This is a genomic window from Saccharothrix sabaoui, from assembly GCF_051756985.1.
Taxonomy (GTDB): Bacteria; Actinomycetota; Actinomycetes; order Mycobacteriales; family Pseudonocardiaceae; genus Actinosynnema.
In genome coordinates, this window is the sequence record NZ_JBPKJK010000015.1 from 1 (window position 1) to 13,168 (window position 13,168).

Genomic DNA, 13,168 nt, shown 5'->3' on the forward strand with positions numbered 1-13,168 from the left:
GTGTACGCGGCCTCCAGCCGCGTCTGCCCGTCCTCGCCGCGCAGGGCCACGACCGCGACCTGACCGATACCGTCCTGCTCGCGCAGCACCGCCTCGACCTCACCGATCTCCACCCGCTGGCCCATGACCTTGACCTGCTGGTCGAGCCGCCCCAGGTGCACCAGGACCCCGTCGTCCAGCACCTGCACCAGGTCTCCGGTGCGGTACCAGTGCTCCTCGTCCGGGACGTACCGCCCGGCGGTCTCCACGGGACGCCCCGAGTCGTCCAGGAACCGTCCCCGGTTGTCGTCCTCGTCGAGGTACCCGGCGAACCGCTGCACGCCGCGCAGGCGCAACTCGCCCACGTCGGAGGGCCTGCCCCGATCGTCCACGACCTGGTGGTCGAGATGGGGGTAGACCAGGCCGATGGGCAGGGTGCCGTTGACCGTGCGCGGCCAGTCCTCCACCCGCTCCGGCAGCCGGTACTGCGTCGAGAGGATGGTCAGCTCGGTCGGCCCGTACACGTTCTCCACAACGCTCTGCGACGCGGCCCTGCGCCACGCCCTGGCCTGCTGCACCGTCAGCTGCTCGCCCCCGAACAGGCTCCAGCGCAACGAGGGCATCGAACCGGGGGCGAGACCTCCGGTCAGGTCCGCCATCGTGATCACGGACGGTACCGAGAACCAGTGCGTGATCCCCTCACGGGCCACGAACCGGGCCGGTTTGGGCAGTTCGCTCCGGGGCGGGACGACCAGGGTGGCGCCCGAGCCCCAGGCGCCGAACAGTTCGAGGACGGACGCGTCGAACGCGAGGCCGCTGTTCTGGGCCATCCGGCAGCCGGGCCCGAGCGCGTAGCGGTCGATGACGTACCGCAGGAAGGCGTCGATGCTGCGGTGCGCGACCGGTACGCCCTTGGGGGTGCCGGTGGACCCCGAGGTGAACAGCACGTACGCGGCATCCCCCGCGGGTGCTTCGACCCGGGGCGGTACTTCCCCCACCGCTTCGCCTCGGCGCAGCCGCGCCAGGAGGTCCGCGGACAGGCGGAGGACCGGTACGTCCGGGACCTCCGGCGCCGGGGTGTGGTCGACCAGGCGCAGGTCCAGACCGGAGGCCCGCGCGATGTGCGTCAGCCGTGCCGCGGGGAAGGACGAGTTGAGCGGGACCACGGCCGCGCCCAGGCGCAACGCCGCCAGGCACGCCGCGTAGGTCGACGTGCCCGGCGTCGTCGTCAGGCCCACCCGACGCGGAGCACGACCACCGCACGCGGTCAGGATCTCCTCGGCCAGCTCCACGGCCAGGCCGTCCAGTTCGCGATAGGTCAGCCGTTCCCCGCCGACCTCCAGGGCGACGAGCCCGCCGTGCTCCCGTGCCGACGCGGCGAACCAGTCGTACAGGTCGCGCGGCGCACCGGGTTCCTGTCCGGTCATCAGTCGCCCACCTCGGTCCGCCATGCGCGGAGTACTCCGCGCTCCTTCACCGGGTCGATCCCGAGCACGGCGTCGCCCTGCCGGTAGGGGGTCTCGGACGGGCCGCGCTCGCCCAACCACTCCCAGGTGTCCGCGACCGTCCGGGCCAGCGGGCGGCAGCGCAGCCCGGCGGCGACGGCCTTCGCCGGGGAAGCCGCCCAGGCACCCGCCATGGCGGGCTGCTCCGGCGCCCAGAACGGCATCTCGGTCCAGGGCCCCACGCCCTGGTCCACGAGGAAGTCCTCGGCGACCCACACCGGTCGTGCCCCGGCTCCGGTCACCCGCGCGCACAGGTCCAGCAGCTCACCGAAGGTCGTGGTGCCGTTGGGACCGGTGACCAGGTGCCGCCCGGCGGCGCCCCTCTCCAGCAGGTCGAGACCGAACGCCGCGACGTCCCGGGCGTCGATGAGCTGGACCGGCTGCTCGGCGCGGCCCGGCGCAACGACCTCACCGCCGCGAGCCATGCGCTCCAGCCACCACAGCAGCCGTCCGGGAGTCTCGCGGGGACCTGTGATCAGTCCGGGGTTGAGGACGCAGGTGTCACCTTCGAAGTACTTCTCGACAGCTCGCTCGCACCCTGCCTTGAGCACGTTGCCGGACACCTCGTCAACGGCAGCGTCCGGCGGGCAGGGGTGGCGCGCCGACTGCTCGTCGACGGGGCCGGCGGGCCAGTCGGCGTAGGCGTGGACGGACGACACGAACAGGTAAGCGCCCGCCCTGCCGCTGAGGGCTCGGGCCGACCGCCCGACGGTGCGGGGCTGGGAACCACTGGTGTCGATGACCGCGTCCCACGGTCCCGCGGCGGCGAGGACCTCCAGGTCGGCCGAATCCTCCCGGTCACCCCGAAGATTCTTCGCCCCCCGTATTTCGGGTCCGGATTTTCCTCGGTTGAACAAGGTCAAAGAATGTCCGCGATCGATTGCCTCCTGCGCGAAAGACCATCCGAGGAATATCGAGCCCCCAATGATGAGAATCTTCACCTCCTCATGATCGCATGACCACGAACCCCTGACAAGGACCCGGAATTCAGGTTGCCGCGCACAGCGGGCCGCAAACGAATGCAGATCTTGAAAGGCCGGCATTACCGCGGTCCGGGCTCGATGTCCGGTGCGGCGCGGGCGAAGAAAGCCCCGGCCGGCTCAAGCCGGTACCGGGTCCGCTTGGTCCGCCGATCGGAAGGTGGTGTCGACCGCCCGGATTGTCGGGGTGGCCTGGTAGACAGTGGGACATGTTCCGCGACTTCAACTTCAAGCTGCTGGTCATCGACAAGCTCATGTACCAGGACAAGGTGATCCAGCCCCGTTTCCGGATCGCCGACGTCCTCCACGCCAAGGGCGCCACCGGCGACCTGTGGAAGTACCTGCACCAACAGGACCTGCTGCACACCGTCCTCGAAGAAGCCCGCCAGTACTTCACCGATCTGGAGATCACCCCCGAGCAGCTGGCCACTGTGGACGAACTGACCACCGACGGCGGCTTGGAGATCTACCACCAGTGCTCGCCTTTCTGGGACGGGGAGGACGACCTCTTCGACGTCACCTCACTGGACGACCTCGACCTGCTGCCCAACCTCCGCGTGATCCACGGCGGCGACGAGGCCATGATGGCCGCCCCCGACGCCGAGGCCACCCTCAAGGCCCGCGGAATCGCCGTGGGCTGAGCACCCGCGTCCACCGCCACCGCTCAACGGCCCCCGCGCCCCCGCAGGAGAACTCCCCGAAGGCTTCCCTCCTCCCCCGACGGCAACGACGGGGCATCCTCGACGGGTACCACCATGCCGCGTGAACTGCACGGACGACAGGATCGACTACGTGACAGCCCGCAGTTCCGCGACGGCGCGCGTGGTGCTGTCGCGGAGTCGGGCGGCGAGCGCGTCGGGTCCCCATCGGGAGAGCCAGGCCGGCGCGGCCGGGAACGGGTCTATCTCGTGATCGGCTCTGGCGCACTTTCGGTGGTGACGGTGAGCAGCCGGTCGGGTCGTGATCTTGCGATGGGCGCCAATCCCTTTGTGGGGACGGCATTTCCGGACTGTCGGTTTCGGTCGTTGGGTGCGTGGCAGAGAGCGGTGGTCGCGGTCCGCATCCGGGTTGTCGCCGTGCCTTCCGGCGCCCCGGGCCTGCGATGACGAGGGCGTCGACAGCCCGAAAGCACCTTCCCGACAAGGGCATCGATCTCCACCGCAAGGTCACGGCCGCGACCGGCTACTCATCGTCAGCACCGGAAGTGCGCCAGGGCCGATCTTGAAACAGTCCCCGACCGGGTGGCGCACGAGTGCCGTCGCGACGACCGCGGCGGCTCCGGCGTCATGGACCTCGACCCGGCGGACGTGCGAGATCCTCCTGGCCTGGTCCCGGATCGGGCCGGATACGCGGCACCTGGTCGTGGTCAACCTCTCCCCGTGCCGTCCCGGGACCTGTACGTCGCGCTGCCACCCCCGGGGGTACCACCTGCTGGCCGTCACCGGCTGGTCCTGCGTGCTGATGTCGCGGCACGGCGCGAATTCCCGGACTTGTCGGTCGTCGAGCGCCGGCGCCGCGAACTTTCCGGGACGGCGACTTCGTGCCTGTCGACAACTCCACCCATATCGGTAGGAGGGCATGAGCGGTACAAGGGCTCAGCCTGACCCTGCCGGTGATCTCGGAACAGTCGGTGTGTCGCGGAGGGTGACCGGTTGGTCCCGGGTGCTTGACGGAGATCGAGGAGTTCACCGCGCGGAGGGCGCGAGCCGGTAATCCCGGTGGTACGGCGGCGATGGGGGTGCGTGCGGCCCTGGGGAAACCCGCCCGCGTCGCCGATCATGCGCACGACGGCCTGCTCGAACACCTCGGCCTCAACCATCCCGGCCTGCTGGACATTTTCCAGGTCCGGGCTCTGCGGCAGGCGCCGGCGCGGAACCACCACTGGGACGACACCACGGGCCGCCCGCGAATCGGGTCGACATCCTCGGTCAACCTGGCGCGGCCACAACGCGAAAACCGGATCACCGTCGTCGAACCACTCCGGGGAGCCCACCCATCGGCACCGCGGCGGACCTTCCCATTCGGCCGCCCCCGCGGGGTGGTGGACGAGACCCGCGTCCACGACTCGGGCGGAGGCTCGGGTGCGCGTCGGCAGTCCACCTCCGTCCAGCCCGAAACAGCCCGAAACAGGTCACGGACGGCGTGGCGGCGACCTCGTCCACCTCGCGTGGAATCCCCGCTGCCCCTCGATCCTGATCCGACCATCGGCCCCTCATCCCGGCACGGTGATAGCGGGCGGACAGGGCGCTGATCGCCGCGCACCCGACTGTGGTGTCGGAGAGTCCGTTGCGACGGACACCGACACCGGAGGTGGTCGTGGGCGAGGGCTTGGTGAAGGACGTCGGACGAGCTGGGCGTCGGATCGAGTTGCGCAGTGACACTTTCACCCTGCCGACAGCCGAGATGATGGCCGCGATGGCCGCAGCACCGCTCGGGGACGACGTTTACGGTGAGGACCCGACGGTGGTTGCGCTGGAGGCAGAGGCTGCCTCGGTCCTGGGGAAACCGGCCGGCTGCTACCTGCCGAGCGGGACCATGGCCAACCTGGCGAGCATCCTCGTGCACTGCCCGCGCGGTACGAAGGTGATCGTCGGTGAGCAGTCGGACATCTACGTCTACGAGGCGGGTGGCGCATCGGTCTGCGGCGGCGTGGTCTACCACCCGGTGCCCAACCTCCACGACGGCTCGCTCGACCCGGACGCCCTGGTTGCCGCGTTCCCCACCGATCCAGGGGACCCGCAGTTCGCCCTGCCCGCCCTGCTGTGCCTGGAAAACCCCCAGAACCACGCGGGCGGCAAGGTGCTGTCCCAGGCGTATCTCGCCGACACCGCCGCCTTCGCCCACGCACACGGCGTTCCGGTGCACGTCGACGGCGCCCGCATCTTCAACGCCGCCGCCGCGACCGGCGTCGATGCCGCCGACATCGCCGCGCACGCCGACAGCGTGCAGTTCTGCCTCTCCAAGGGTCTCGGCGCCCCGATCGGTTCCGTGGTGGTCGGTCCGGAGGCGTTCGTCGCCGGCGTCCGCAGGGTGCGCAAGATGCTCGGCGGCGGCATGCGCCAAGCTGGCGTGGTCGCGGCAGCGGGCCTCGTCGGCCTCCGCGATCGCGGACGGTTGGCCGAGGACCACGCCACCGCGCGTCGCCTGGCCGAGGGGTTGTCCGCGATCCCGGGCATCACCCTCGACGGCGACGCCGACATCAACATGGTCTTCTTCCGCGTCACCGCGCACGGGTGGGACAGCACAGCGCTCATCGGCGCCGCTCGCGAGCACGGGATCGACCTCGCTGAACTCGGTCCGGGACGCATCCGGGCCGTCACGCACCTGGGAGTCGATACGGCGGACGTCGACCACGCGGTCGACGTCGTCGCTTCGATCCTGCACGACTCGACCGCTCGATCCGAGCCTGCTGGGAGTCCGCATGTCCGCTACCGCGCCGACCTGGTCGGCTGACGTCCGATCCGACCTGTCTCCAGCCGAGTTCTACCGCGACTACGTCAACAAGCGCCCGGTTCTGATGAAGGGCGCGCTCGCGCACCTGCCGGCCACCCGCTCGTGGAGCCTGCCCTACTTCGCCGAGATCGCACCGGACCTGCCGGTCAGGCTCAAGGTCGGCCGGGTGGCCGATGGCAGGACCTCCTCGGTCAGGATGGCCGACTACTGCGCGTCCGTGCTGGAGTGGGAGGCACTGCCCGAGGAGGTGCGCGCGGAGCGGGAGCCGCCCGCCTACCTGCACGACGTGCCGCTGCTGGCGATGGTGCCGCGGTTGAGGGACGAACTGAAGCCGTTTCCCGCCGAGCTGCTGCCGTCCTTCTTCGCCAAGCAGTGGTGGGAGTTCCCCCAGTTCTTCGTCGGACCGTCCCGGGCGGTCACGCCGCTGCACTTCGACACCCTGCTCACCCACAACCTGTTCTTCCAGTTCCACGGCAGCAAGCGGTTCGTCATGGTGGCGCCCGAGGACCGGGACCGGGCGTACACCTACAACTGGCGGTGGTCCGGTGTGGACCCGGACGCCCCGGACTACGAGAAGAACCCCAGGTTCGAGGGAGTCCAGACCACGACGCGCGTGGTCGAGGCGGGCGACGTGCTCTACATGCCACCGGGCACCCTCCACAAGGTCACCTCGCTGAGCGCGTCGGTGTCGTTCAACATCGACTGGCACGACCCGGTGAGTGCCGTGCGCTCGGTGCTCGCGGTGAAGGACGGGATGCCGATCCAGAACCTGCGCTACAACCTGCTGTTCGCACTCGGGGTCTGCGGACGCATCCCGCTCAAGGTGCTGATGCCCGCGCTCAAGTCCTACTTCGTCTACATCTCCTGACCTGGAAGGCCGTGCGATGACCAACGACCAGGCCGTCTCGACCGAGGAAATCCGGCTCGCCGTCCTCGGCATCTACCGCGAGGTGCTCGGTTCGACCGCGTTCACCGCCCAGGACGACTTCTTCGACCACGGTGGCGACTCCGTCAAGGGCGTCGACGTGGTGCACGGGATACGCGACCTGCTCGGTGTGAAGCTGCCCGTCTCGACGCTGTTCATGCTGCGAACCGTGGACGAGATCACCGAGGAGATCACGAGCGTGCTCGTCGACCCGGCGGATCACGATGCGCCCCGTGGGTGACCCCACCGCCGCCACCCACGTTCGGATCGGCGACGATTGGGCACTGTGGCGCCCGTTCCTGCTCAGGGCGCCGGGCTTCCCGGCGTCCGGGGTGGCGGCCCTGGCCGCGCCCGACCTCGCCGCCGCCGCGGACCGCGCGACCACGCCCGTGGATCGGGCCGCCTACCGCGAGCGCTTCGCCGAGGCGATGTCGACGCTGACCCTCCGGTTGCAGGAGGTCACCGGGACAGCCGGGTTCCGCCGCGCCCTGGTGTGGCAGAACCACCGGGCGGCCGAGGGCGGGCTCGGGTCGTTCCTGCGGCGCGACCCGGTCGCCGATGGCCGGAACGCGCGCTACCGCCAGCAAGAGGAGCGGATGGCCAACTACTGGCAGCGCTACTGCGTCAAGAACGACACCATCGGCTTCTTCGGCCCGGTCGGCTGGGGTCGGTGCGACCCCTCGACGCCCACGTCGGCGGTGACGAACGGCCCGGCGCTGGTCGAGCGCTCCGAGATCTTCTTCGAGTCCTGGGCCGTCGATCGGCTCGCCGCCCTGATCGGCACCGATGAACGAGTCCGACGCTGGATGCCCCCTTATCGACGGGCGTTCGCCGAAGTCGGGGGAACCGAGGTCCGGTTGCCCGGTTTGCGGCCCCTCACCCTGTCCGCGTCGGATGCGGCGGTCCTCGCGCGGTGCGACGGAACCACCCCCGCCCACCGCATCGCCGGGGAGCTGGCCGGAACCGCGCCCGGCCTGGCCACCGAGGACGACGTCTACGCGATGCTGGACCGGCTCTGTCGCAAGAGGGTCCTCACCTGGCGCTTGGAGGTGCCCGCCGGGCTGAGGCCGGAGGTCGCGCTGCGGGCGCTCCTCGCCCGGATCGGGGACGGGACGCTGCGCGATGCCGTCGAGATCGGTCTTGACCGGCTGGAAGCCGCACGCGACACCGTGCGCGAGGCCCAGGACGACCCGGACAAGCTGGCGCTGGCGCTGGTCGGCCTGGACGAGGTCTTCCGGGAAGTGACCGGTAGCGAGCCGGGACGCAACCACGGCAAGATGTACGGCGGCCGGACCCTGGTCTTCCTCGACGCGCTGCGGGCTGCCACACCGGTCATGGGCCAGGACTTCCTGACGGCGCTCTCCCCCGTCGAACTCCTGCTCCGCAGCGTCCGCTGGTACACCCACCGGATCGGGCAGGCGCTCGCCGAGCGAATGCGCGACTTGGTCCACCAGTACACCGCCGAACACGGCTCCGCTCCCACGTTGGCGTGGCTGTGGAGCACCGCCATGCCATTGGTGCACGACGAAGGTCGAGTCCTCGCGGACGCGGTGGACGCGGAGTTCCGGCTCCGCTGGCGGACCGTCCTGGGTGAGCCCGCCGACACCCCCTCCCTGGCGTACCGCGGCGCGGACCTCGCCGGCCCGGTGGCCGAGGTGTTCGCGGCGCCCAAGGCGGGGTGGACGGCCGCGCGCTACTGCAGCCCGGACGTCATGGTGTCCGCCGCGGACGACGAGGCGTTCCGGCGTGGCGACTTCACGCTGGTCCTGGGCGAGTTCCACATCGCGGTCAACACCTTGCGCAACGCTGTCGGCGTCGCCTTCCACCCCGAGCGGGACGAACTGTTCGCCTGCCTGGACGCCGAGGACCCGAGGCCCCGGCTGCACCCCGTGCTGCCCAAGGAGTCCGGGCGTCTCTCGGCCCGCACCCGCCCGGCCCTGATCCGCGACCGGGACTTCCTGGTCGCGCTGTTCGACCAGACCGAGGACCCGGCGCGGCCGGGGCTGCTGCGTGCCGCCGACCTCGTCGTCGGCAGCGACGCCGACGGGGTCCACGTCACCGTGGAGGGACAACGGTTCGACGTCCTCGACGTGTTCGCCGAGATGCTCATGAACCTCGTCGGCGACCGCTTCGACATCTTCGGGGACGTCCCGCACACACCCCGCCTCACCGTCGACAGACTCGTCGTCACCCGCGAGTCGTGGGCGTTCCCGGCCACTGCGCTCGGGTTCGCCGCCGTCCGCGACGAGGCGGACCGCTACGCCCGGACCCGGCACTGGTGGCGCGACCACGGCCTGCCCCGGCACGTGTTCGCCAAGGTGCAGGGTCAGCAGAAACCGATCTACGTCGACTTCGACAGTCCGTTGCTCGTCAATGTCCTGTGCAGGGCCATCCGCAGCGCGGATCTCACCGGCGATCGGACCGTCCGCCTCACCGAGATGGCACCGGGGGCGGACCACCTGTGGCTGCGCGACGCTGCGGGGCGCCGGTACACCTCGGAGCTGCGGCTGGCCACGGTGGACCTCGGAGGTCACCCATGATCACCCGCGCCGCGCCCGTCGAGCCGGGCACCGCCCTCCCCACCCCCTTCCCGCACGTCCTGCCGCTGTCCGCACCCGATCCCGCCGCGCTCACGGCGTTGGCCGGCGAGTACGCGGACCTGCTGGACGCACACGGTCCCGAGACCGTGTGCCGTACCGCCGCGGAGCGCGCGCACCACCCGTGCCGCGGTGCGGTCGTCGGCCGTGACAGCGCCGAACTGGCCGCTGCGCTGCGTGCGCTCCCGACGACCGGCTCCGGCCCCCGTCCCGGTCCCCCCGACCGCGTGGTGTTCGTCTTCCCAGGTCAGGGAGCGCAGCGGGCCGGGATGGGCCGCGAACTCCTCGCAGCAGGACCGGTCGTGGCCGAGGCCCTCGACGAGTGCGACGCCGCCGTGGCACGGCACGCCGGGTGGTCGCTCCTGGACGCGGTGCGCGGGTCCGCGAACATCGAGGGGGAGGGCCGCGTCCAACCCGTGCTGTGGGCGCTGCAGGTCGCGCTCGCCGCGCTCTGGCGGCACTGGGGCGTGGCGCCCGACGCCGTGATCGGTCACAGCATGGGCGAGATCGCCGCCGCCGTCACCGCCGGGGCGCTCACCGTCGACCACGCGGCGGCCTTGGTGTGCGTCCGAGGCGAACTGCTGGAGTCCATGGCGGATTCCGGTGACATGTGGGCGGTGCAGGCGGATGAGCGGACCGCGCGGGCGGCCGTTGCGCCGTACGCGGACCGGGTGTTCGTCGCGGCGGTCAACAGCGACCACTTCGTCACCCTGTGCGGCGATCCGGCGGCGCTCGTGGAGGTCGTCGAGCCACTGCTCGCGCGCAAGGTCTTCTGCCGCAAGCTCAAGGCAGGTGCCGCCTCGCACTCGCCGAGGGTCGCCTCCGCCGTGCCCGAGCTGGTGTCCCGGTTGACGGCGCTGGAAGCCACCGACACCGACATCCCGATGTACTCGACCGTCCTGGCCCGCGTGGTGCGCGGGCCCGAACTCGGCGCCGCGTACTGGGCCGCGCACCTGTGCTCGCCGGTGTTGTTCGCCGCCGCCTGCCGCGCCGCCGCGGCCGACGCCCGCCGGCCCCTGTTCGTCGAACTGGGGCCGCAGGCCGCGCTGACAGCGTCCGTGGAGGACCTGCTCGTGGCCGACCACCGCGACGGCACGGTGCTGCCCTCGGCGCGGCGCGACGTGCCGGACGCGGTGTCGCTGGCCACCAGCGTCGGCTTGGCCCACGTCGCGGGGTACGACCCCGATTGGCGTCGGGTGGCCGGTACGCGCGAGAGCGGGAGCGGCCGATGACCGCGACTTCGGGGAGCGCGACCCCGCTCAGCGGCCGGGTCAGCGGGCACCCGGACGACGTGTGGCGCCGCGAGGTGCTGAACCCGCAGTTCCACCACGACGCCGACCACCTGCTGCGGCACCACCTGGTCGTGGAGAAGGTGCTGCTCACCGAGTACGTCCGCTTGGGCGTGCTGGACCGATCCGCCGCGGAACGAGTCGTAGCCGCGCTCGACGGCATCGCCGCCGAGGGGGTGACCGCCGACCCGGGTGGCAACCTCTCCGACCTGGCGCTCGCCGTGGAGCGGCGGGTCGCCGACCAGGTCGACGCCCCCGCCTGGCACGTCGACCGCAGTCGCAACGACCTGCAGGCCACCGTGGCGCTCATGGCCGGGCGAGACGGTGTGCTGGACGTGCTGGACGAGTTGTTGGCCTGCGCCGCCGCCGCGCTGCGCACCGCCGGTCGCCACCTGACCGACCCGTTCCCCGGCTTCACCCACCTGCAGGCGGCACAGGTGGTCACGCCCGCGTTCCACCTGTCCGCCGTCGTCTCGCACCTGCTGCACACGGCCCGGCGGCTGCTGGCCGTCCACGAGAGCATGGCCCGCTGCCCGCTGGGCGCGGGGGCCATGTCGGGGCAGGAACTGCCCTGGGATCGCGACCGGATGGCCGCGCTGCTCGGCTTCTCCGGGCCGGAACCGCACGCCCTGGTGAGCGTGGCGTCCCGGTCGTGGGTGCTGGAGGTCGCCGCCGAGTGCTCGACGTTCGCGGTCGGCGCCAGCAGGTTCGTCACCGACCTGATGGCGTGGTCCGGGAGCGAGTACCGGTTGGTCGAGCTGCCCGATGCCCTGGCCGGGATTTCCTCCGCCATGCCGCAGAAGAAGAACTACCCGGTGCTCGAACGCATCCGCGGCCGGGCCGCGCACCTGACGTCGTGGTACGTCGACGTCGCGCTCACCCAGCGCAACACGCCGTACAGCAACACCGTCGAGGTGTCCAAGGAGAGCACCGCCGGGCTGGTCGGGGCGCTCGGGACCGCAGGATCGCTGCTGCGCTTGTGGACGCACGTCCTCGACGAACTGGTGTTCCGCACCGAGCACGCCCGACGCCGATGCGCCGAGGAGTACCTCGGTGGGTTCTCCCTGGCCAACCGGTTGACCCTGGACGCGGGCGTGCCGTGGCGGGAGGCCCAGGTCCTGGCCGGCCGGTTCGTGTCCGTCGCCCACGCGGCCGGTCGTGACGGGGAGGCCGTCGCCGGTGACCTGCTCGGCACCATCGCCGAGGCGCACGGCCACCACCTGACCGACCCGGGGGGGCTGCTCGCAGACGCACTCGACCCGGCCGGCGAGCTGCTCCGCCGAGCCTCCGCGGGGGCGGCGCACCCGGACAGGACGGCCGAGTTGTTGGCCGCGCAGACCACTGAACGCGCCACGCTGGCCGACCAGGTCGCCGGACTGCGCCGGGCGCTGGAAGCGGTTGCGGGTGGCGTCGACCGCGCCTTGGGCGGGAGAGGTCGGCCGTGACCCGGCTGGGCGACCCGGTGTCCCGCAGGATCGGCACCGGCGAACGCAGCGGCACCGCCTCGGCGTTCGGCACGTTCGGCGAGCTGTTGCAGGGTGCCCTGCCCGACGGCTCCGACTTCCTCGTGACCATGCCCATCGCGCGGTGGAGCACCGCGTCCTTCCACCACGATCCGGGCGCCCACGACGTCGTCGTCCGGCCGCGGCACAAGTCCAAAGCCCTGACCCTGGTCAGGACGATGCTGGTCCGGTCGGGTCGAGGTGGCGGAGGGCTGCTGCTGCTCGACGGCAACCTGCCCGAGGGCAAGGGCCTGGCCAGCTCGTCGGCCGACCTGGTGGCCACCGCACGCGCCACCGGGTTGGCGCTGGGGGACGTGCCCACGCCGGAGGCCATCGAGGACCTGATGCGCGACATCGAGCCTTCCGACGGCGTCATGTACCCGGGCGTGGTGGCCTTCCACCACCGCGAGGTGCGGCTGCGCGCGATGCTCGGGCACCTGCCGCCGATGGTCGTGGTCGGTGTCGATGAAGGCGGGGAAGTCGAAACAGTCGGTTTCAACCGGCAGCCCAAGCACTTCACCGCGGCCTCGATGCGAACCTACGAGCGCCTGCTCGCCACCGTGACAGGCGCAGTCGCCGCAGGCGACGTCGGTCTCATCGGTGAGGTGGCGACCCGCAGCGCCCTGATGAACCAGCGGCTGTGCCGCAAGCGATTCCTCGACGAGATGATCGAGGTGTGCCGGGCGGTCGGTGGGCTGGGGGTCGTCGCCGCCCACAGCGGAACCGCGCTCGGAGTGCTGCTCGCTGCCGACGACCCCTCCTACCCGGATCGGTTGGACCGAACGCGGCGCGCCTGCGCCGCCCTGTCGGATTCGGTGTGGGTCGACCGCTGCCTGCCCGACGACGGCGTCCCGGGAGAGCCGGGCTACCAGCCCCGGGCCGCACACCCGTTCCCGGCGTCCCTGTAACCCGCGAGAAGAGGAACCAAGCCGTGGTCA

At 71.4% G+C, this 13,168-nt stretch carries 10 protein-coding genes; 8 read left to right on the forward strand and 2 right to left on the reverse strand.

Going from position 1 to position 13,168, the window contains the following annotated elements; genetic code table 11:
- A partial coding sequence (locus ACR807_RS06930) for an amino acid adenylation domain-containing protein (RefSeq protein WP_438920377.1) occupies nucleotides 1-1,406 on the reverse strand: 1,406 nt, incomplete at its 3' end.
- On the reverse strand, nucleotides 1,406-2,527 hold the full coding sequence (locus tag ACR807_RS06935; RefSeq protein ID WP_438920378.1) for an NAD-dependent epimerase/dehydratase family protein: 1,122 nt from the start codon (nucleotides 2,525-2,527) through the stop codon (nucleotides 1,406-1,408). The genes ACR807_RS06930 and ACR807_RS06935, both read right to left, overlap by 1 nt.
- A gap of 146 nt (nucleotides 2,528-2,673) precedes the next feature.
- Between ACR807_RS06935 and ACR807_RS06940 the strand changes: the two genes are divergently transcribed.
- The 8 genes from ACR807_RS06940 to ACR807_RS06975 all read left to right on the forward strand — a co-directional run bounded on the left by ACR807_RS06940 (nucleotide 2,674) and on the right by ACR807_RS06975 (nucleotide 13,138).
- The gene (locus ACR807_RS06940; RefSeq protein ID WP_438920379.1) at nucleotides 2,674-3,105 is read left to right on the forward strand and encodes a DUF6892 domain-containing protein; all 432 of its coding nucleotides are present in this window, start codon (nucleotides 2,674-2,676) and stop codon (nucleotides 3,103-3,105) included.
- A 1,675-nt stretch (nucleotides 3,106-4,780) separates the two neighbouring features.
- Nucleotides 4,781-5,917, forward strand: coding sequence for a GntG family PLP-dependent aldolase (locus ACR807_RS06945; RefSeq protein ID WP_438920380.1), 1,137 nt, complete (start codon nucleotides 4,781-4,783; stop codon nucleotides 5,915-5,917).
- On the forward strand, nucleotides 5,886-6,785 hold the full coding sequence (locus ACR807_RS06950; protein WP_438920381.1) for a cupin-like domain-containing protein: 900 nt from the start codon (nucleotides 5,886-5,888) through the stop codon (nucleotides 6,783-6,785). The genes ACR807_RS06945 and ACR807_RS06950 overlap by 32 nt, the downstream gene beginning before the upstream one ends.
- Before the next feature lie 16 nt (nucleotides 6,786-6,801).
- A complete protein-coding gene (locus tag ACR807_RS06955; RefSeq protein ID WP_438920382.1) occupies nucleotides 6,802-7,083 on the forward strand; it encodes an acyl carrier protein in 282 nt (93 codons plus the stop codon).
- Entirely contained in the window at nucleotides 7,076-9,382 is a 2,307-nt protein-coding gene (locus ACR807_RS06960) for a lantibiotic dehydratase (protein WP_438920383.1), read from the forward strand. The genes ACR807_RS06955 and ACR807_RS06960 overlap by 8 nt, the downstream gene beginning before the upstream one ends.
- On the forward strand, nucleotides 9,379-10,671 hold the full coding sequence (locus tag ACR807_RS06965; protein WP_438920384.1) for an acyltransferase domain-containing protein: 1,293 nt from the start codon (nucleotides 9,379-9,381) through the stop codon (nucleotides 10,669-10,671). The genes ACR807_RS06960 and ACR807_RS06965 overlap by 4 nt, the downstream gene beginning before the upstream one ends.
- Entirely contained in the window at nucleotides 10,668-12,173 is a 1,506-nt protein-coding gene (locus ACR807_RS06970; protein ID WP_438920385.1) for an argininosuccinate lyase, read from the forward strand. Before ACR807_RS06965 ends, ACR807_RS06970 begins: the two co-directional genes overlap by 4 nt.
- The gene (locus ACR807_RS06975; protein WP_438920386.1) at nucleotides 12,170-13,138 is read left to right on the forward strand and encodes a GHMP family kinase ATP-binding protein; all 969 of its coding nucleotides are present in this window, start codon (nucleotides 12,170-12,172) and stop codon (nucleotides 13,136-13,138) included. The genes ACR807_RS06970 and ACR807_RS06975 overlap by 4 nt, the downstream gene beginning before the upstream one ends.
- The last annotated feature ends 30 nt before the right edge of the window (nucleotides 13,139-13,168 follow it).

Coding starts and splice junctions, on each gene's coding strand:
- ACR807_RS06935 (WP_438920378.1), bottom strand. CDS start 2,527: ATGCCGGCCTTTCAAGATCTGCATTCGTTTGCGGCCCGCTGTGCGCGG.
- ACR807_RS06940 (WP_438920379.1), top strand. CDS start 2,674: ATGTTCCGCGACTTCAACTTCAAGCTGCTGGTCATCGACAAGCTCATG.
- ACR807_RS06950 (WP_438920381.1), top strand. CDS start 5,886: ATGTCCGCTACCGCGCCGACCTGGTCGGCTGACGTCCGATCCGACCTG.
- ACR807_RS06955 (WP_438920382.1), top strand. CDS start 6,802: ATGACCAACGACCAGGCCGTCTCGACCGAGGAAATCCGGCTCGCCGTC.
- ACR807_RS06965 (WP_438920384.1), top strand. CDS start 9,379: ATGATCACCCGCGCCGCGCCCGTCGAGCCGGGCACCGCCCTCCCCACC.
- ACR807_RS06970 (WP_438920385.1), top strand. CDS start 10,668: ATGACCGCGACTTCGGGGAGCGCGACCCCGCTCAGCGGCCGGGTCAGC.